Origin of the sequence: Kitasatospora viridis, from assembly GCF_007829815.1 — a bacterium.
GTDB lineage: Bacteria > Actinomycetota > Actinomycetes > Streptomycetales > Streptomycetaceae > Kitasatospora > Kitasatospora viridis.
The window spans coordinates 4,790,109-4,809,371 of record NZ_VIWT01000001.1; the positions used below are offsets into that span (position 1 = coordinate 4,790,109).

The 19,263-nt window shown below is 73.0% G+C and carries 16 protein-coding genes; 9 read left to right on the forward strand and 7 right to left on the reverse strand.

Translation table 11 applies throughout. The features are described from left to right. The first annotated feature begins 68 nt into the window (after positions 1-68). Positions 69-656 carry a dienelactone hydrolase family protein gene (locus tag FHX73_RS21605; protein WP_145906574.1) on the forward strand — a complete coding sequence of 196 codons (588 nt, stop codon included), beginning with the start codon at positions 69-71 and terminating at the stop codon, positions 654-656. A 14-nt stretch (positions 657-670) separates the two neighbouring features. Here the strand turns inward: FHX73_RS21605 and FHX73_RS21610 are convergent, their stop codons facing one another. The 3 genes from FHX73_RS21610 to FHX73_RS21620 form a co-directional block, all read right to left on the reverse strand. Continuing rightward, complete coding sequence (locus FHX73_RS21610; protein ID WP_145906575.1) at positions 671-1,393, reverse strand: hypothetical protein; 723 nt, start codon at positions 1,391-1,393, stop codon at positions 671-673. A 115-nt stretch (positions 1,394-1,508) separates the two neighbouring features. Beyond that, a complete protein-coding gene (gene dnaE / locus FHX73_RS21615; RefSeq protein ID WP_145906576.1) occupies positions 1,509-5,057 on the reverse strand; it encodes a DNA polymerase III subunit alpha in 3,549 nt (1,182 codons plus the stop codon). 116 nt (positions 5,058-5,173) lie between these two features. Then, on the reverse strand, positions 5,174-5,716 hold the full coding sequence (locus FHX73_RS21620; protein ID WP_170304992.1) for a TetR/AcrR family transcriptional regulator: 543 nt from the start codon (positions 5,714-5,716) through the stop codon (positions 5,174-5,176). Positions 5,717-5,859: 143 nt separating this feature from the next. On the opposite strand from FHX73_RS21620, the gene FHX73_RS21625 reads away from it, so the two are divergent. After that, a complete protein-coding gene (locus tag FHX73_RS21625; RefSeq protein WP_145906578.1) occupies positions 5,860-6,315 on the forward strand; it encodes a DUF1772 domain-containing protein in 456 nt (151 codons plus the stop codon). 12 nt (positions 6,316-6,327) lie between these two features. On the opposite strand, the gene FHX73_RS21630 is transcribed toward FHX73_RS21625, so the two are convergent. From FHX73_RS21630 to FHX73_RS21640, 3 genes are all read right to left on the reverse strand, one after another. After that, positions 6,328-9,087 (reverse strand): SpoIIE family protein phosphatase, encoded by a 2,760-nt coding sequence (locus tag FHX73_RS21630; protein ID WP_211786231.1) that lies wholly within the window; start codon positions 9,085-9,087, stop codon positions 6,328-6,330. 196 nt (positions 9,088-9,283) lie between these two features. Then, positions 9,284-9,970: an RDD family protein gene (locus FHX73_RS47275; RefSeq protein WP_145906580.1), complete on the reverse strand. Its 687-nt coding sequence runs from the start codon at positions 9,968-9,970 to the stop codon at positions 9,284-9,286. 78 nt (positions 9,971-10,048) lie between these two features. Beyond that, complete coding sequence (locus FHX73_RS21640) at positions 10,049-10,945, reverse strand: LysR family transcriptional regulator (RefSeq protein ID WP_145906581.1); 897 nt, start codon at positions 10,943-10,945, stop codon at positions 10,049-10,051. A 71-nt stretch (positions 10,946-11,016) separates the two neighbouring features. Here FHX73_RS21640 and FHX73_RS21645 point away from each other — a divergent pair, with 71 nt between their 5' ends. Both FHX73_RS21645 and FHX73_RS21650 read left to right on the forward strand, forming a co-directional pair. Beyond that, a complete protein-coding gene (locus FHX73_RS21645; RefSeq protein WP_145906582.1) occupies positions 11,017-11,907 on the forward strand; it encodes a dihydrodipicolinate synthase family protein in 891 nt (296 codons plus the stop codon). A gap of 82 nt (positions 11,908-11,989) precedes the next feature. Beyond that, a complete protein-coding gene (locus FHX73_RS21650; RefSeq protein ID WP_145906583.1) occupies positions 11,990-13,018 on the forward strand; it encodes an aspartate-semialdehyde dehydrogenase in 1,029 nt (342 codons plus the stop codon). A gap of 118 nt (positions 13,019-13,136) precedes the next feature. Here the strand turns inward: FHX73_RS21650 and FHX73_RS21655 are convergent, their stop codons facing one another. Then, positions 13,137-14,507: an MFS transporter gene (locus tag FHX73_RS21655; RefSeq protein ID WP_425461409.1), complete on the reverse strand. Its 1,371-nt coding sequence runs from the start codon at positions 14,505-14,507 to the stop codon at positions 13,137-13,139. 164 nt (positions 14,508-14,671) lie between these two features. Here FHX73_RS21655 and FHX73_RS21660 point away from each other — a divergent pair, with 164 nt between their 5' ends. The 5 genes from FHX73_RS21660 (at position 14,672) to FHX73_RS45650 (ending at position 19,234) form a co-directional block, all read left to right on the forward strand. Then, positions 14,672-15,076, forward strand: coding sequence for a winged helix-turn-helix transcriptional regulator (locus FHX73_RS21660; RefSeq protein ID WP_425461445.1), 405 nt, complete (start codon positions 14,672-14,674; stop codon positions 15,074-15,076). Positions 15,077-15,210: 134 nt separating this feature from the next. After that, positions 15,211-16,398, forward strand: coding sequence for an NYN domain-containing protein (locus FHX73_RS21665; protein WP_145906586.1), 1,188 nt, complete (start codon positions 15,211-15,213; stop codon positions 16,396-16,398). A 92-nt stretch (positions 16,399-16,490) separates the two neighbouring features. Then, on the forward strand, positions 16,491-17,444 hold the full coding sequence (locus FHX73_RS21670) for an ABC transporter ATP-binding protein (protein WP_145906587.1): 954 nt from the start codon (positions 16,491-16,493) through the stop codon (positions 17,442-17,444). Continuing rightward, complete coding sequence (locus FHX73_RS21675) at positions 17,441-18,259, forward strand: ABC transporter permease (protein ID WP_145906588.1); 819 nt, start codon at positions 17,441-17,443, stop codon at positions 18,257-18,259. The genes FHX73_RS21670 and FHX73_RS21675 overlap by 4 nt, the downstream gene beginning before the upstream one ends. A gap of 135 nt (positions 18,260-18,394) precedes the next feature. Further along, a complete protein-coding gene (locus FHX73_RS45650) occupies positions 18,395-19,234 on the forward strand; it encodes an ABC transporter permease (protein WP_211786232.1) in 840 nt (279 codons plus the stop codon). Positions 19,235-19,263 lie beyond the last annotated feature (29 nt).

The following is a 19,263-nucleotide window of genomic DNA, read 5'->3' on the forward strand; positions in this document are numbered from 1 at the left end:
GAGGTGCCCGAGCGCATGGGGGAGGATGGGGGCGTACCGTCCCCGCCGACCAGGGAGCCTTCGCAACCGTGGCCCAGATCCTCCTCCTGCACTCCATCTACGGCCTGCGCCCCGCCGTGCACACCGCCGCCGAGCGGCTGCGCGCGGCCGGCCACCAGGTCGAGGTGCCCGACCTCTACGACGGCAAGGTCTTCGACGACATCGAGGAGGCCGCGGCGCACCGCGAGGAGATCGGCAGCGACGACCTGCTCCGACGGGCCGTCAGCGCGGCCGCCCCGCTGCTCACCGGGGACACCCGGCTGGTCTACGCCGGCTTCTCGCTCGGCGGCGCGCTGGCCCAGAACCTGGCGCTGGCCGACGAGAAGGCGCTCGGCCTGCTGCTCCTGCACGGCACCTCGGACCTGCGCGAGGACGCCAAGGTCGAGGACCTCCCGGTGCAGCTGCACCTGGCCGAGCCGGACCCGTTCGAGACCGACGACTGGCTGAACTCCTGGTACCTGCGGATGCGGGCGGCCGGCGCGGACGTCGAGATGCACCGCTACCGGGGTGCCGGGCACCTCTACACCGACCCCGAGCTGCCCGACTACGACGAAGAGGCCGCCGAGCGGACCTGGGCCGTGGCCCTGGCCTTCCTCGACGACCTCGACTCCGACTGACCGTCAGGCGCTCATCAGCGTCCGGGGTAGCCTCCCCCAGCCTCCGGCCGGGGGGACCCTCCCCCAGCCTCCGGCCGGGGGTACCCCCACGGCTGCTGCGCCGGCGGCTGGGCCGGCGGCGGGGGGAAGCCGCCCTGCGACGGGGGCGGGAAGCCGGGCGCGCCCTGCTGCGGGGGGAAGTTCGGCGCGCTGGGCGGCGGGGTGAAACCGCCGGTGTACGGGGCGGGGGACCCGGACTTCATGGTGGCGCCGACCACGATCGCGAAGACCAGCGCGAGCAGCAGCTGGGCGATGGTGTCGAGGTTGAGCCAGAGGTTCGGGGAGACCGGCGAGGCGAAGTGGTTGCGGCTGTCGCTGTTCGCGGTCAGCTGGTAGATGATGCTGGACGCGTCGGTCCAGGCGGTGACCAGCAGGACCGTGGTGCCCGCCGGGCGGACCCAGGCGGCGCCGGAGAACGCGCCGATGATCAGCGCGATCAGGGCGACCACGGTCGCGGCGTCGGAGGGCGCGAAGTAGACCGGTGCGTCGAACTTGACGTGGCCGAAGTTGCCCCAGAGCCCCGCCTGCAGGTAGGAGGCGCCGCCCTTGCTCAGGTCGTAGATCAGCATGCCGAGTTCCAGCAGCAGGTCCATGATCATGATCACCGCGAGCCCCGGCAGCGCCGCCGCCCCGCTCCGCGCCCGCGGTGGTGCCGCCACCGGCGCGAACCCCCCGACTCCGGGCTGGCCGTAACTCATCGTCTCCCCCTCCGGGCAGCGCGGCCGTGGCGGTTCCACAGTCTTCGCCCGGTGAGAGTAGCGTGCTTCCGTTGGGCCGGGAACGACTCCCCGGCCCAGCGGAAGCACGGCCGGGTCAGGCGCTCCAGGCGGACGGGCCGAGCAGGGTCTTGACCTCGCTGGCGAAGGCCGTGTCGGGGTTGACCAGGAAGCCGAGCTCGTAGAGCACGTCCTTCTGCCGACTGGTGGTCAGCAGCCGCACCGGCACGTCGCCCGGGTGCGCCTTCAGGGTGGCCTTGAGCTCGCGCACCATGTGCGCGGTGACCTTCGGGTAGGGCACGGTGATCTGCACCGGCGGCTTGCCGCCGAACTCGGCGGCGGAGATGTCCAGGGTGGTCAGCTCCTGGCCGAAGATGGAGAGCGCGCCGTCCCGCTCGTTGAGCCGGCCGCGGGCCGTGACCACGTTGTCCTCGACCATCTGATCGGCCATCAGGTTGTAGGTGGCCGGGAAGAAGAGCACCTCGACCGAGCCGTCGCGGTCGGCCAGCGTGATGATCGCCCAGGCGTTGCCCGCCTTGTTGATCCGCCGGTCCACGTTGGTGATCAGGCCGGAGAGCCGCACCTCGCCCTCGGTCCGCCCGGAGCCCATCAGTTCGGCGATCGAGATGTCCCGGTTGCGGGCCAGGATGTGCTCGGCGCCGTCCAGCGGGTGGCTGGAGACGTACAGGCCGAGCATCTCGCGCTCCAGGCTGAGCAGCTGCTTGCGCGGCCACTCCCGGTCGGTGAGCTCGAAGTCCAGGCCGATGGTCGGGCTGTCGGCGCCGGTGTCCAGGGCGCCGAACAGGTCGTCCTGGCCGATCGCCTGCTGCTTCTTCACCCCGGTGACCGCGTCGATCGCGTTCTCGTGCACCGCGACCAGCGACTGGCGGGTGTGGCCGAGCGAGTCGAAGGCACCGGCCTTGATCAGCGAGTCGACGGTGCGCTTGTTGCAGGCGACCAGCTCGACCTTGTCCAGGAAGTCCGCGAAGGAGGCGTACTTGCCCTTCTCCTTGCGGGTCTTGATCAGCGACTCGATCACCGGGACGCCGACGTTGCGCACGGCCTTCAGGCCGAACCGCACGTCGGTGCCGACGGCGGTGAAGTCGACCACCGACTCGTTGACGTCCGGGGAGAGGATCTTGATGCCCATGGCCCGGCACTCGGCCAGGTAGACGGCCATCTTGTCCTTGTCGTCCGCCACCGAGGTGAGCAGCGCCGCCATGTACTCGGCGGGGTAGTTCGCCTTGAGGTAGGCGGTCTGGTAGGAGACCAGGCCGTAGGCGGCGGAGTGCGATTTGTTGAACGCGTAGCCGGCGAACGGCACCAGGACGTCCCAGACCGCCTGGATCGCCTCGTCGGAGTAGCCGCGCTCCTTGCAGCCCGCGTGGAAGGGGACGAACTCCTTCTCCAGGACCTCCTTCTTCTTCTTGCCCATCGCGCGGCGGAGCAGGTCGGCTTGGCCGAGGCTGTAGCCGGCCAGCACCTGCGCGGCGCGCTGCACCTGCTCCTGGTAGACGATCAGGCCGTAGGTGGGGCCGAGGACCTCCTTGAGCGGTTCCTCAAGCTCCGGGTGGATCGGCAGGATCTCCTGCTGGGCGTTCTTGCGCAGCGCGTAGTTGGTGTGCGAGTTCATGCCCATCGGACCCGGGCGGTACAGCGCCGAGACGGCGGAGATGTCGGCGAACTCGGTGGGCTTCATCAGCCGCAGCAGGGCGCGCATGGGGCCGCCGTCGAGCTGGAACACGCCCAGCGTGTCGCCGCGGGCCAGCATCTGATAGGTCGTCGGGTCGTCGATCGGGACCTTGTCGATGTCGACGTCGTCGCCCCGGTTGGACTTGATGATCTTGAGGCAGTGATCGATGATGCCCAGGTTCCGCAGACCCAGGAAGTCCATCTTGATCAGGCCCATGGCTTCGCACGACGGGTAGTCGAAGCCGGTGATGATCACGCCGTCCTTGTCCCGCTTGTGCAGCGGGATCAGTTCGAGCAGCGGGGTCGAGGAGAGGATGACCGCCGCGGCGTGCACGCCGGTGCCGCGGATCAGGCCCTCGATGCCCATGCCGGTGTCGATGATCTTCTTGACGTCCGGCTCGTTGGCGTACATCGTGCGGATCTCGGTGCCCTCGTTGTAGCGAGGGTGGGACTCGTTGAACAGGTCCGCGAGCGGCACGCCCTTGCCCATCACGTCCGGCGGCATCGCCTTGGTGATCCGGTCGCCCATCGAGAACGGGTAGCCGAGGATCCGGTTGGCGTCCTTCACGGCCGCCTTGGCCTTGATGGTGCCGAAGGTGTTCACCTGGGCGGTGTACGCCTCGCCGTACTTGTCGGTGACGTAGCGCACCATCTGGTCGCGCTGGCGGTCGTCGAAGTCGATGTCGACGTCCGGGGGGTTGATGCGCTCGGGGTTCAGGAACCGCTCGAACAGCAGGTCGTGCTCCAGCGGGTCGAGCTGGGTGATGCCGGTGAGGTAGGAGACCATCGAGCCGGCCGCCGAGCCACGGCCCGGGCCGACCGGGATGCCGTTGTCCCGCCCGTACTGGCAGATGTCCGCGACCACGAGGAAGTAGGCGTCGAACCCCATCGGGGTGATGACGCCCATCTCCAGCTCGATCCGGTCCAGCACCTCCTGGCTCGGGTTGTCGCCGTAGCGGTGCTGGAGGCCGGCCGCGATCTTCTTGCGCAGGTAGGAGGCCTGGGTCTCGCCCTCGGGCACGTCGAACTGCGGCATCCGGTCGACGTAGTCGAAGACCTCCTTGTAGGAGCCGATCCGCTCGCCGATGGCCAGGGTGTTGTCGCAGGCCTCGGGGAGCTCGCTGAAGAGCGCGCGCATCTCCTCGGCGGTCTTCACGTAGTAGCCGGTGCCCTGGAACTTGAACCGGTTCGGGTCGTCCTTGTTCTTGCCCACGCCGACGCAGAGCAGGCTGTCGTGGGCGTCCGCCTGGTCGGCGGTCACGTAGTGCGAGTCGTTGGTGGCCAGCAGCGGGATGTTCAGCTGCTTGGCCAGGCGCAGCAGGTCGTCCCGGACGTCCTTCTCGATGGACAGGTCGTGGTCCATCAGCTCCAGGAAGTAGTTCTCCTTGCCGAAGATGTCCTGGTAGGCGCCGGCGGCCTTGACCGCCTCCTCGTACTGCCCGAGCCGCAGCCGGGTCTGCACCTCGCCGGACGGGCAGCCGGTGGTCGCGATGATCCCGGCGGCGTTCGCGGCGATCAGCTCCCGGTCCATCCGGGGCTTCATGTAGTAGCCCTCCATGGACGCCAGGGAGGAGAGCTTGAAGAGGTTGCGCAGGCCGGTGGCGTTCTCGGCCCACATGGTCATGTGGGTGTAGCGGCCACCGCCGGAGACGTCCTTGCCGCCCTCGCCGTCGGAGCTGGCCGGGCGCTGGCCGCCCGGCGACCAGAAGACCTGCTTCTTGTGGAACCGGGACTCGGGCGCGACGTAGGCCTCGATGCCGATGATCGGCTTGACCGCGCTGTCCTTCGCCTTCTGGAAGAACTCGTACGCGCCGAACATGTTGCCGTGGTCGCTCATCGCGATCGCGGGCATGCCCTGCCGCTCCGCCTCCGCCACCAGCTTGCCGTTCTTGGCCGCCCCGTCGAGCATCGAGTACTCGGTGTGGACATGCAGGTGAACGAAGCTGTCGGCCACGGGGGCAGGCTCCTTTGACTCGGGCTGCGGCTGGGGGACATCCCACCCTAGCGCTTCGGGAGGAGTGATCCGCTCAGGCCGCTCAGGGGGGGCGTGGGCCCGGCCGGACCGGTCGCTCAGGACTCCCGGTCGAGCAGCAGGTGCGCCGCGTCGAGGACTTCGCGCCGGACGGCGTCGCGCGGCTCGTGCTGGTGGAAGACGACGGGACGGGCCAGCAGGGTCAGGACCGCGGAGGCGCGGATCTGCTCGCGCAGGCCCGCACCGCTGCCGGCGATGTGCACCACGGCGCGCTGGTTGATGGCGATCATGCGCTGGTAGACCGGGTCGCGGACGGCGCCGGCCGCGCCGGCGACCGTCAGGATCCGCAGGTGGTCGAAGGAGGCGTCCAGCAGGCCCTCGACCACGACCCAGCGGGCACTGTCCGGGGCCGTCGCGTCCGCCGTCTCCAGCACCTGTTCGCAGGCGGCCAGCAGCGGCTCCGCGAGCTCCATCAGGATCTGGTCCTTGGAGCTGAAGTGGTAGAGGACCGAGGCCTTGCTCAGGCCGACCCCTTCGGCGATCTGGCTCAGCGAGGTGTCCGCGTAGCCCCGGCTCAGGAACAGGTCCGCAGCCGTCGTCAGGATCCGCGACCGGCTGCCGGGTGTACGCGCTTTGCTCACGGCCAGGACTCTACCGAGGCCGGGGCCCGGCCAATTCCTGACCGACGGTCAGTTCCTGTGCTAGGTTCGGCACCGTTCCTGACCGTCGGTCAGGAGTTGGCGGGGTCGGCACGACCGACCCCGGACCTGTGGGGGCGGCACACGTGTACGAGGCACTGGTTTTCCTGGCGATCCTCTCGGCGGCGATGCTGGTCGGGCTGATGACCACCCTGCTGACCGTGATGCGGGTCATCTGGCGACAGCAGTCCGACGAGGACGCCGCGCGCGCCTTCCAGGACTTCCTGGCGAAGGCGGGCACCAACCGGGTGCTCTCCACGCTGACGGTCATTCCGATCGTCAGCTCGATCGTGATCGCCTTCACCGGCGCCCCGAACCACGCCGCGTACGTGTGCGCGCTGGTCGGCGGCGGCGTCTTCCTGGCCTTCTTCTTCCTGTGGACCGCAGCGTTCAACCTGCCGGTCTACAAGGCCGTGGCGCAGTGGGGCGGGGAGGGTGCCCCGGCGGACGTGCGGGTCATGATCAGCCGGTTCCACCGGTCGAACTCGGTCCGCCTGTGCGGCGCGTTCGCGACCAGCCTGCTGTTCTTCCTGGCGGCCTGACGGGCCGTCGGGCTAGAGGTTCAGTGCGTCGCGGAACGGGTCGGGGGCGGCGGTCAGCGACTGCTCGGCCCAGATGATCTTGCCGCGGTCGGTGTACCTGGTGCCCCACCGCTGGGTGAGTTGGGCCACCAGGAAGAGGCCGCGGCCGCCCTCGTCGGTGGTCGCGGCGTAGCGCAGGTGGGGAGCGGTGCTGCTGCCGTCGGCGACCTCGCAGACCAGGGTGTGGTCGCGCAGCAGGCGGACGGTGATCGGCTGGGTGCCGTAGCGGATGGCGTTGGTGATCAGCTCGCTGAGCAGCAGCTCGGTGGTGAACGCCAGCGGCTCCAGGCCCCACTCGGTCAGCCGGTCGACGCACTCGGAGCGGACCCGCGAGACCGCCGCGGGATCGGACGGCACCTCCCAGACGGCCACCTGCGACGGGGCCAGCCGGTGGGTGCGGGCAACCAGCAGGGTCGCGTCGTCGCTCTGCTGGGCGGGCGGCGCCGCGCGGACCGTCGCGCCGAGCACGGCCTCGCAGATGTCCTCGGGCGATCCGTGGACGGGGGCCGCCGCCAGGCCGTCGCGGAGCGCGGTGAGCCCGTCCCCGATGCCGCGGTGGCGGCCGGCGACCAGCCCGTCGGTGTAGAGCACCAGCCGGGTGCCGACCGGCAGGCTCAGGCGGGTGCTCTCGAAGGGCAGGCCGCCGACGCCCAGCGGCAGGCCCGCGGGCAGCTCGACGAACTGCGCGCCGCCGTCCGGGCCGAGCAGGACCGGGGGCGGGTGGCCGGCGAGCGCGATGTCGCAGTCGCCGGAGACCGGATCGTAGACGGCGTAGACGCAGGTGGCGCCGGTGATGCCGGTGCCGCCGCCCTGGTCGAGGCGGATGACCAGCTCGTCGAGCCGGGCGATCAGCTCGTCGGGCGGCAGGTCGAGGGCGGAGAAGTTGAGCACCGCCGTCCGCAGCCGGCCCATGGTGGCGGCGGCGTGCAGACCGTGGCCGACCACGTCGCCGACGACCAGCGCCACCCGGAGCCCGGACAGCGGGATGACGTCGAACCAGTCGCCGCCGACGCCCTGGGTCGCCGGCAGGTAGCGGTACGCCAGGTCGAGCGGGCTCTGCGCCGGCAGGTCGTGCGGCAGCAGGCTGCGCTGCAGCGTCTCGGCCGTCCGGTGCTCGCGGGTGTAGCGGCGGGCGTTGTCGATCGAGATCGCCGCGCGGGCGGCCAACTCCGTGGCGAAGGACAGGTCGTCCTCGTCGAACGGCTCCGTCCCGGCGGTGCGCCAGAAGCTGACCACGCCCAGGACCACCCCGCGGGCCTGCAACGGCGCCGAGATCAGCGAGCGGATCCCGTAGCCGAGCAACAGCTCGGCGTCCGCCCCGTACCGCGACCGCCAGCGCCGCGCCTCGCGCAGGTCGGCCGTGAGCACGGCGGACACGGCGTCCGGATCGCTGCCCGGCAGCACGGTGGGGAGGAAGCTGATCTGCGTGCCCACCGGGTAGAGCGGGGCGTCCGCACTGGTTCCGCGCAGCGCCGTGCGCCGGACCTGCGGGCCGTCGGCCCGGCCGGTGTCCGGGCTCGGCTCGTCGCCGCGCAGCACCGGGTCGGCCAGCTCGACGGTGGCGAAGTCCGCGAACCGGGGCACCGCGATGTCCGCCAGCTCCTGTGCGGTGCGGGTGATGTCGAGGGTGGTGCCGACCCGCAGGCCGGCGTCGTAGAGCAACTGCAGGCGGGCCTTGGCCTGCTCGGCGCGGCCGGTCAGCGCGCTCAGCTCCGTGGTGTCACGGACCGTCACCACGCTGCCCGGCTGGCCGCCGAACGGTGCGGTCGGGCGGATGTTCACGGCGAGCAGCCGGTCGCCGACCAGGTGCACCTCGTCGGTCGCCTCCCGGCCCGCCGCCAGCTGCTCCGCCAGCTCCGGGGCGAGGCCGAGGGCGGAGACCGGCCGCCCCTCCACCTCGGGCGGCAGCTCCAGCAGTCGGCGGGCCTCGTCGTTGGCCAGCAGTACCCGGGCGTCCCCGCCGACGATCAGCACGCCCTCGCGGACCGCGTGCAGCACCGCGTCGTGGTGCTCGTACATCCTGGTCATCTCTTCGGGGCCCAGGCCGTGCGTCTGGCGGCGCAGGCGCCGCCGCACCAGCGCGATCCCGAGCACGCCCAGCACCAGGGCGGCTGCCGCGCCGGTGAACAGCACCGGCAGCTGCTGGTTCGCCACCTGGCTCGCCTGCTCGGGGGTGATGCCCACCGAGGTGTACCCGGCGAGCGAGCCGTCGGCCCGGGTCACCGGCGCGGTCGTGTTCACGACCGTGCCCCGGGGCGTGCCGAAGGTGGTGGTGCGGGGCCCGGCGGCGGCCTGCTGGAGAGTTCCGCGCAGGTGCTGGTCGATCGTGCCGGGCGGGCCGGGGACGTAGCCGACCCCGGTCGGGCTGTAGAAGGCGACGTAGAAGAGGCCGCCGCTGGTCCGGATCTGCTCGGCGACCGGCTGCAGTTGCGCCGTCGGGTCCGGGCTGTCCAGGGCGGCCGCCATGCCGGGCGAGTGGGCCAGCGCGGCGGCGGCCGAGGTGGTGTGCTCCCGCGCGTCCGCCAGGACGTGGTGCTGGATCTGCAGGGTGAGCGCGGTGGCCACCGCGCTCACCAGCAGCACCATGGCGAGCAGCAGCCACAGGAACACCCGGCCGGCGATGCTGCGTGCCGCCAGCCACGACCGCAGCCGACGCCAGGGGGTCCCGCGCGCGGCAGGTCCGCCCGACCCCGCGCGCGGGCCCTCGGCGACACGGTCGTGCTCTGCGTCCATGGGCCCATCCGGTCTGTGCTCGGCCCTCCCGACTGGCATCCCCCGCCGACAACATCATCATCACGCGCGCAGGTGTCGGGCCACCACCGCACCGCCGCGCGGGCGCGATGTCCGTCGGACGGGCCGGGCGGGTGCGCGGACGGCGACGGCCCGGGTGCACCGCGAGGGTGCGCCCGGGCCGTTCGTCGAGGGGGCGTCAGGCCTCCTTGACCACCACGGTCTTGCCGGCCTTGTCGTGGAAGCACTGCTGGAGCGGCTTGTCCCAGAGCAGCGAGAGCACGTTGACCAGGAAGAAGATCGTGCCGATGCAGTAGACGGCCTGGGGGAGGCCGTAGACGGCGGAGCGGGCCCAGAGCTCGTTGTCGGCCGGGCGGCCGCCGTGGGTGGCGGAGACGACCCGGAGCTTCAGGGCCTTCTTGCCGATGGTCTGCTGATTCTGGGTCAGCATCATCAGCGCCTCGTAGCCGAACCAGACCGCGCCGGCCAGGATCGCGCCGACGTAGATGCCGAGGACGTTCTCCAGGACGATGACCGGGATCAGCAGGATGGCGGCGTCGATCAGGCGGGCCAGGAAACGGTCCAGCGGCTGGGCCAGGGTGCCCTGCTGCTGCGGCATGCCCGGCGGGTAGCCGTAGCCGGGGGGCGGCGTGGCGCCGTAGCCCGGCTGCTGGGCGCCGTACCCGGGCGGCGGCGGGGTGCCGTAGCCGGGCTGCTGGCCGTAGTCGGCGGGCGGCGGGGCACCGTAGGCGCCGGCGCCCTGCTGCGGGGGCAGCGGGTCGTACGGGCCCTGCGGGGCGCCGTAGCCGGGCTGGGCCGGGGGCTGCTGGCCGTAGGGGTTCTGCGGGTCGCTCGGGTAGCCGTAACCGGGAGGAGGATTCGTCATGGTCCGCTCGTGTTTCTCGTGGTGACTTCTCCTCAGCGGTTGTACTGGGGTTGCCGTTCCTTTAGGAAGGCTTTGAGATCAACTGTTACGAGAACAGCGCAGATCGTTCGGCAACGCCGAGGTGACAGCCAGGGTGAACGCCGCGGTGGCCGGGTGCTCGCCCGCGCCCTGGCGGAAGGCGATCGAGGTGCGCCGCGACATCGGCAGCCGGTGCAGGTGGACCCCGGGCGGCGGGGCGAGCAGGGCCAGGTCCGGGACCATGGCGACGCCCTGACCGGCCGCGACCAGGGCGAGCACGGTGTCGAAGTCGTCGGCCCGGTGCCGGATCCGCGGGGTGTAGCCGGCCGCCTGGCAGGCCCGGACCGCCATCGCGTGGCAGAGCGTGCCGTGGGTGGCCACGATCCAGGGGTGGTCGCGGTAGTCGGCGAGCGCGGCCCGGCCCGGCGCGGGGGCGGCCAGGTGCATCGCCTCGGCGAAGAGCGGGCGGCGGGCGATGCCCGGGTCGGGCTCGGCCGGCACGAAGTCGTAGTCGTGCACCAGGGCGATGTCCAACTCGCCGGAGCGCAGCAGGTCGGCCACCCCGGCCGGGTCCACCTCGGCGACCATCGGCTCCAGCTCCGGGTGGGCGGCGGCGAGCGCGGCCAGCGCGGGCGGGATCACCACCCGGGCCGCGGACGGGAAGGTGCCGATCCGCAGCGGCCCGGCCGGTCCGCGCCGGGCGCCGGCCAGTTCCGCCTCCGCCCGCTCCAGCCGGGCCAGCACGGCTTCGGCGTGCCCGACCAGCCGCAGCGCCGCCGGGGTGAGCTGGACCCGGCGCCCGGTGCGTTCCAGCAGCACCACCCCGGCCTCCTTCTCCAGTGCGGTCAACTGCTGGGAGACGGCCGAGGGGGTGAAGGCGAGCGCCTCGGCGACGGCGGCGATGGTGCCGCGGTGGGCGAGTTCCCGCAGGAGCCGCAGGCGGCGGACGTCGAGCATCAGCCCAGCTTACGGTTTGCCTCAGAAATGCGAACTGGACCTGCACGATCGTGCTGGGCGAAGGTCGGAGCATGGACACCACCCACGCACTGCGCGGCATCTACGTGCCCCTGATCACGCCCTTCACCCCGGCCGGCGAGCTCGCCACCGACGCCCTGGAGTCGCTCGCCCACCAGGTGCTGGACGACGGCGCGACCGGACTCGTGGCGCTCGGCACCACCGGCGAGCCCGGCGCACTGGACGAGGCCGAGAAGGCCGCCGTGGTCGAGGTCTGCACCCGGGTCTGCCGCGAGCGCGGTGCCCAGCTGCTGGTCGGCGCCGCCGGCACCGCCACCCGGCAGGTGGTGCAGGCGCTGCGCGGGCTCGACCACGAGGTGACGGCCGCGCTCACCCTGGTGCCGCCGTTCGCGCGGGCGGGCGACGCCGCGGTGCTGGCGCACTTCCGCGAGCTGGCCGCGCAGAGCCCCGTGCCGCTGGTGGTCTACCACATCCCCTACCGCACCGGTCAGCAGCTGAGCACCGCCACCCTGCGCGAACTGGCCGAACTGCCCGGCATCGCCGGCATCAAGCTGGCCACCGGCGCGGTGGACCCGCAGGCCGTCGAACTGCTCGGCGCCGAACTGCCCGGCTTCGCGGTGCTCGGCGGCGACGACGCGGTGCTCCCGCCGCTGCTGGCGCTCGGCGCGGCCGGCGGGATCCTGGCCTCCGCCCACCTGGCCACCGCGCGCTGGGTGGAGCTGGCCGAGGCCTGGCGGGCGGGCGAGGCCGGCCGGGCGCGGGCGCTGGGCCACCGGCTGGCCGAGCTGGCCGCCGCCGCGTTCGCCGAGCCCAACCCGACGGTGGTCAAGGGCGTGCTGCACGCGCAGGGCCGGATCCCCAGCCCGGCGGTGCGGCTGCCGCTGCTCGCCGCGGGCGGGGCCCCGGTGGCGCGCGCCCTGGAGGTGCTCGCCGCCGTGGACTGAGGTGTCCACGGAGTGAAAGCCCGCCGGGTCGGAACCGTCGACCAGGCAAGATGTGTCGAGAGCAGTAGGAAGAGGAGGAATCATGAAGATCGGTATCGTCGGCGCCACCGGCCAGGTGGGCAACGTGGTCCGCGAGATCCTGGCCGAGCGGGCCTTCCCGGTGACGCAGCTGCGGCTCTTCGCCTCGGCGAGGTCGGCCGGCAAGACGCTGCCGTGGCAGGGCGCGGAGGTGGTGGTCGAGGACGCCGCCACGGCCGACTACACCGGTCTGGACATCGTGATCTTCTCGGCCGGCGGTGCCACCTCCAAGGCGCTGGCCCCCAAGGTCGCCGCGGCCGGCGCCGTGGTGATCGACAACTCCTCGGCCTGGCGCCGCGACCCCGAGGTGCCGCTGGTGGTCGCCGAGGTCAACCCGCACGCCGTCGCCGACCGCCCCAAGGGCATCATCGCCAACCCGAACTGCACCACCATGGCCGCCATGCCGGTGCTGCGCCCGCTGCACGACGAGGCCGGTCTGACGGCGCTCGTGGTCGCCTCCTACCAGGCGGTCTCCGGCAGCGGCGTGGCCGGCGTCGCCGAGCTGCAGCAGCAGGCCGCCGAGGTGGTGGACGGTTCCGCCGCGCTCGCCCTGGACGGCTCCGCCGTGAAGTTCCCCGAGCCCAAGGTCTACGCCCGCCCGATCGCCTTCAACGTGATCCCGCTGGCCGGCTCGCTGGTGGACGACGGGCTGAACGAGACCGACGAGGAGCAGAAGCTGCGCTTCGAGAGCCGCAAGATCCTGGAGATCCCGGAGCTCAAGGTGGCCGGCACCTGCGTCCGGGTGCCGGTCTTCACCGGCCACTCGCTCCAGGTGCACGCCCGCTTCTCGGCCGAGATCACCCCGGAGCGGGCGGTCGAGCTGCTGGCGCAGGCGCCGGGCGTGGAGCTCACCGACATCCCGACCCCGCTGCAGGCGGCCGGGCAGGACCCGAGCTTCGTCGGGCGGATCCGCCGGGACGAGACCGTCGAGCACGGTCTGTCGCTCTTCATCGCCAACGACAACCTGCGCAAGGGCGCCGCGCTGAACACCGTGCAGCTGGCCGAGCTGGTGGCCGCCGAGCTGAACGGCTGACACCACGTCACAGCGGGGCTGAAGCCACGTCACAGCGGGGCTGACGTCGCTCTACAACAGGCTGACGCCACGTCACAGCGGGGGTGCCGACCGGGTGGTCGGCGCCCCCACTGCCGTGTCAGGCCGCCAGCGCCACCGGCTCCGCCGCCGCGGCCCGCCGCTCCCGCAGCAGCACCGCCGCCGCGGCGAAGGCCAGCGCCAGCAGCACCGCGGCCACCCCGAAGGCCAGCCGGTGACCGTCGGCCAGCGCCCGGGCCGCCGGGTGGCCGGCCGCCCGGGAGTGCGCGGCCCGCCCGGCCGCCAGGGTGCCCAGCACCGCCACCCCGAGCGCCGAGGCCACCGTCTGCGAGGTGTTGAACAGCCCGGAGGCCACTCCCGAGTCGGCCGGCGTGGCGTCCCGCATGGCCAGCCCGGCCAGCGCCGGCATCGCCAGCCCGCCGCCGGCGATCAGCAGCAGCGCGGGCAGCACGTCCACCGGGTAGCTCGCGTGCTGCGGCATCCGGGTCAGGTAGGCCAGCGACAGCACCAGCATCCCGATGCCGACCAGCAGCACCCGGTACGTCCCGAGGGTGCGGATCAGCCGGGCCGACAGGCCGAGCGAGACGGCGCCGATCGCCAGGCCGGTGGGCAGCATGCCGAAGCCGGTGCGGGCGGGGGACCAGCCGAGCACCTCCTGCAGGTGCAGGGCGATCAGCACCTGGAAGCCGAACATCGCGGCGATCATCAGCAGTTGCACCAGGTTGGCGCCGGAGGTGGCCCGCGAGCGGAAGAGCCGCAGCGGCAGCAGCGGCCGGGCCGCCCTGGCCTGCCGGAGCAGGAAGCCGGCCAGCAGCACCAGCGCCGCGGCGCCGAAGCCCAGGGTGTGCGCCGAGCCCCAACCGTGGCTGCCGGTGCCGACGATGGTGTAGACGCCGAGCATCAGGCCGGCCGTCACCAGGACCGCGCCCAGCGCGTCGGCGCCCTCGCGCAGCCCCTGCCCGGCCTCGCGGTCCAGCAGCCGCACCGCGGGCAGGCCGGCCGCGAGCGCGATCGGCAGGTTCACCAGGAAGATCCAGTGCCAGTTCAGCAGCTGGGTGAGCACGCCGCCGAGCACCATGCCGAGCGAGGCCCCGGCGGCTCCGACGAAGCTGAACACGCCGATCGCGCGGCCCCGTTCGGCCGGGTCGGGGAAGAGCGTGACGATCATGCCGAGCGCCACGGCGGAGACCAGCGCCCCGCCCGCGCCCTGCACGAACCGGGCGGCGATCAGCATCCCGGCCGAGCCGGCCAGCCCGCACAGTGCCGAGGCGGCGGCGAAGAGCGCCAGTCCGGCCAGGTAGACCCGCTTGCGGCCGAGCAGGTCGCCGAGCCGGCCGGCCAGCAGGAGCAGCCCGGCGAACGGGATCTGATAGGCGTTCATCACCCAGGACAGCCCGGTGTCGGTGAACCCCAGGTCGTGCTGGATCGCGGGCTGGGCGACCGTCACGATCGTGCCGTCCAGAATGATCATCAGAACGCCGGCGCAGAGGACCAGGAGTGCCAGCCAGCGTCGGCGATCGGGTGACGAAACGTCAGAACCGTGTCCACGAAACATGATGTGACCTCCGAAGGTGCATCTCTTGTTACGTGGACCATCCTGTGTGACCATCAGATCCCATGGAAGAAGGCACTTTTTTGTCACAGGGGAACACCTGTGTACCGGGGCCGCTCCGACCCGGGGACACCGTGCAGCGCGGCGCCTGCGCCGTCACCGAGGTGCTGGACCGGGTGGGCGGCAAGTGGAGCATCATGGTGATCGTCTCCGCCGCGGCCGGACCGATCCGGTTCACCGAACTGGAGCGCCGGATCGCCGGGATCAGCCGCCGGATGCTGACCCTGACGCTGCGCAACCTGGAGCGCGACGGCCTGGTCTCCCGCACCGTCTACCCCACCGCCCCGCCCAAGGTGGAGTACGCCCTCACCGAGGTCGGCCAGGAGCTCAACCAGTACCTCGCCCAGCTCACGGCCTGGGCCGAGCGGCACCGCACCACCATCCACGACGCCCGCACCGCGTACGACGAAGCCCGCGCAGCCGGGTGATTCACACCCCCGTCGGAGGGTAAAGGAGAGCGCAACGGTCGGACCGGGTCCCTGTGGCGACCTCGCTCGGGCAGACTGCCTCCAGGCGGCGTCAGCAGCACGGACCGAGGGGGCCGCGGGAGAAAGGTGCGGATGTGGACCGCTGCGTAGTCCTGGTGGACGCCGGATACCTGCTGGGCGCGGCCGCCAGCCTGCTCGCCGGTGAACCGGCCCGCTCCCGGGTGACGGTGGATCACACCGCGCTGATCGCCTCGCTGCGCGAACGCGCCGAGGAGGAGACCGGGCTGCCGCTGCTGCGGATCTACTGGTTCGACGCCGCCCCCGAACGCCGCCCGCTGCCCGAGCACCGGCGGCTGCGGGTGCTGCCCCGGGTCACCGTGCGGCTCGGCGCCCTCACCCGGGCCGAGGGCCGCTGGGTGCAGAAGGGCGTGGACGCCGCGATGCACGCCGAGCTCTCCGAACTCGCCCGCAACCGGGCCTGCGCCGACGTGGTGCTGGTCACCGGCGACGGCGACCTGCTGCCCGGCATGATGAGCGCCAAGGAACACGGGGTCGCCGTGCACCTGTGGGCGCTGCAGGCCGCCGACGGCGACTTCAACCAGTCCGAGGACCTGGTCGGCGAGGCCGACGAGCGCCGGGTGCTGGACCGCGAGTGGATCACCCGCTCGGTCAGCCTGCGCGAACCCGCCCAGGTCTTCCCGCCGGCCGGCCCGCCGCCGGAGATCGCCAAGATCCTCGCCGCGCCGCCCGCCGCACCCCGCCCGGCCGCCGTCGAGCCCGCCGAACCGTCGACCGAGCCGCCGAGCCAGCCGCTGAAGCCCGTGCCCACGCCCAAGGACCTGGCCGGCCGGACCACCGCGCCGCCCGCCGCACCGGTGCCGGCTCCGGCCGCCTCGGCCAACGGGCCGGTGCTGCGCTGGTCCTCCGACCGCGGCTACGTGGACCGCCCGTCCGAGCAGCCCACCGCCGGCGACACGCTGCCCACCCTGGCCCAGCTCACCACCGCCGAGCAGCGCTGGGCCGACCGCGAGGAGGACATCACCGCGATCGGCGGCGACCCGCACGAGGTCGGCCAGGTGTTCGCCCGCCGCTGGACCGACCGGATCGGCGAGCCGCCCCGGCTCACCGTGCTCTGGGCCGACTACCCCCGGGTGCCGCACCGGATCGACGGCGAACTGCTGCGCTACGCCGCGCGGTTCGGCCTGCTCGCACACAAGGACGACCAGATCGACGAGCACGACCGGTACGCGATCCGGGCGGGCTTCTGGAAGGAACTGGCCCAGCGGGTGCCCGGCGGCGACCGGGTCGTGGTGGACGACTGATCCGGTCGCCGGGCGGCCGGGTGCGCGCACCCGGGTGACCGGTGGGCCCCCTGGTCCGCTCCGTGAGGGATCGGCGCGTATTGTCTTCGGACGTGAGCGACGCCCCACTGCCCTGCTGCTCCGTCCGGGGCCTCACCAAGAACCACGGCGAGGTCCGCGCCAACGACGGCGTCGACCTGGAGATCCGCCAGGGCGAGATCTTCGGGCTGCTCGGACCGAACGGCGCCGGCAAGTCCACCCTGGTCCGCCAGCTGACCGGGCTGCTGCGGCCGGACTCCGGCAGCGTGCACATCCTCGGCCACGACATCGTCCGGCACCCCGAGCGGGCCGCCCGGCTGCTCGGCTACCTCGGCCAGGAGTCCACCGCGCTGGACGAGCTGACCGTGGCGCTGGCCGCCGAGACCACCGGACGGCTGCGCGGCCTCAGCCGCTCCGCCGCCCGGGCCGAGAGCGCCGAGGTGCTGGCCGAACTCGGGCTGGAGGGGCTGGCCGGCCGGCCGCTCGCCAAACTCTCCGGCGGCCAGCGCCGACTCGCCTGCTTCGCCGCCACGCTGGTCGGCGAGCGGCCGCTGCTGGTGCTCGACGAGCCGACCACCGGCATGGACCCGGTGGCCCGGCGGGCCGTCTGGACCGCCGTGGACCGCCGCCGGGCCGAGCGCGGCACCACCGTGCTGCTGGTCACCCACAACGTGATCGAGGCGGAGACGGTGCTGGACCGGGTCGCGGTGCTGGACGAGGGCCGGGTGATCGCCTGCGACACGCCCGGCGGACTCAAGGCACTGGTGGACGGCGACGTCCGGCTCGACCTGGTCTGGCGCGACGAGCCGCCGCTCGGCGTGCCCGAGGTGGCCCGGCTGGCCGAGCGGGCCGAGCGCGGCGGCCGCCGCTGGACCGTGCGGACCAGCCCGGAGGAGGCACGCGAACTGGTCGCCGCCGTCACCGCCGGGCCGGCCTTCGCGGCCCTGGACGACTTCACCCTGGCCACCCCGAGCCTGGAGGACGTCTACCTCCGGCTCGGCGGCCGCCACCAAGGACTGGCGAAGTGACCCTGCTCTCTCCCGCGTCCCCCGCGTCGCCGACCGGCGCGCAGTCGGTCGCCGCGGCCCCGCTCGGCCCCGCCGCCCGGCTGCTGCCCGCGCTGGCCGCCGTCTACCGGGCGCAGCTGGCCCGGGCCAAGGTGGCCCGGATCCCGCTGATGTTCGTCGCCAGCTTCCAGTCGATCGGCATCCTGGTGATGATGCGCGGCGTGGTGGACAGCGGCGACAACCCGTCCTCCCGGGCCGTGGTGGCCGGCTCCAGCGTGTTGGTGGTCGCCTTCGTGGCGCTCAACCTGCTCGCCCAGTACTTCGGCAAGCTGCGCGCCACCGGCGGGCTCGACCACTATGCGACGCTGCCGGTGCCGGCCGCCTCGGTGGTGCTCGGCGCGGCCGGCGCCTACGCCTCGTTCACGCTGCCCGGGGCGCTGGTCACCGCCGGGATCGGCGCGGTGCTGTTCGGACTCCCGCTGACCCACCTGTGGGTGCTGCTGGCCGTGGTGCCGCTGGCCGGGGCGGCGCTCTCCGGACTCGGCGCGGCGCTCGGGCTGCTCGCACCCAAGCAGGAGATCGCCACCATGCTCGGGCAGTTGGGCATGTCCGCCGCGCTGCTGCTCGGCGTGCTCCCGGCCTCGCACCTGCCGCAGGCGATCCGGTTGCTGCGTGCGCTGCTGCCGTCCACCTACGGGGTGGACGCCTTCGCCGACACCTTCGCGGCCCGGCCCGACTGGGCGGCCGTGCTGGGGGACCTGGGCGTGTGTGCCGGGGTCGGGGTGGTGTCGCTCAGCCTGGCCACGGTTGCGTACCGGCGGGCGACGACGCGGTAGGCGGGGCGGGGGCGGACGCGGTTGGTGGGCGGGGTTGGGCTGGCCGGTAGGTGACGGGGGCGCGGTGGGCGACCCGGGTGGGCGCGTTCCGACCCGCTCTCCGGGTTCCGGGTGGAGCCGTGAAACGATGGCCGGGTGACCGAACCGAACACCTTCGCGGACTCCGAGCCGCTGCCGCCGGTACCCACGAAGCCCGGCCTGCTCTCCCGGCTGCCGGCCGAGCTGCTGGTGGCCGGCGCGATCGGCCTGCCCTGCCTCGCGCTCGGGCTGCTGATGGGGGCGATCTGGTACTGGCTGGCGCCGGAGGTGCCGCTGGTGGCCGCGGCGAAGGCCACCCAGGTGCTCTACGTGGACCCCGAGGGCGAGCAGTCGGCCGGTGCGGTCGGCACCTTCGTGCTGATCGGGATCGCCTTCGGCCTGGTCACCTCGGTCGTCGCGTTCCTGATGACCCGGCGGCGCGGCGGCGGCATCGCGGTGGCGCTCTCGCTGGGGATCAGCGGGTTCCTGGGATCGCTCATCGCGGTCTGGCTGGGCGAGACGGTGGGGCCGACCAGCAACATCGCGGCGCACGCCAAGCAGCTCGGTGACGGGCACGTCTTCTACGAGAACCTCACGCTGCCCGCGCACGGGGCGCTGCTGGCCTGGCCGATCACCGCGATGGTGGTGCTGCTCGCGCTGACGGCGGCGTTCGGCAAGCGGGAGCAGGAGCCGGCGCTGGAGTGGGCGCCGCCGTTCGGGGACGGGCCGGTGGGGGACCCGTGGGCGCCGCCGGTTTCGGGGCCGGCCGGGGGTCAGGTGAGCGGGCCGGTGGGTGATCCGGTTGGTGAGCCGGTTGGTGACGGGGTGTCAGGGGGTGCTCCGGTCAACGGAACTGACGCGTCGTCGCAGGGTACTGCGCCCTCGCAGGCCCCGACCGGTCCGGGGGCGCCGGGGGCGCCGTCTTCGGAGTCGTCCGGGCCGGCTGCGTCCGCCTAGCGCAGGGGCTGACGGGCGGCACGCCGGCC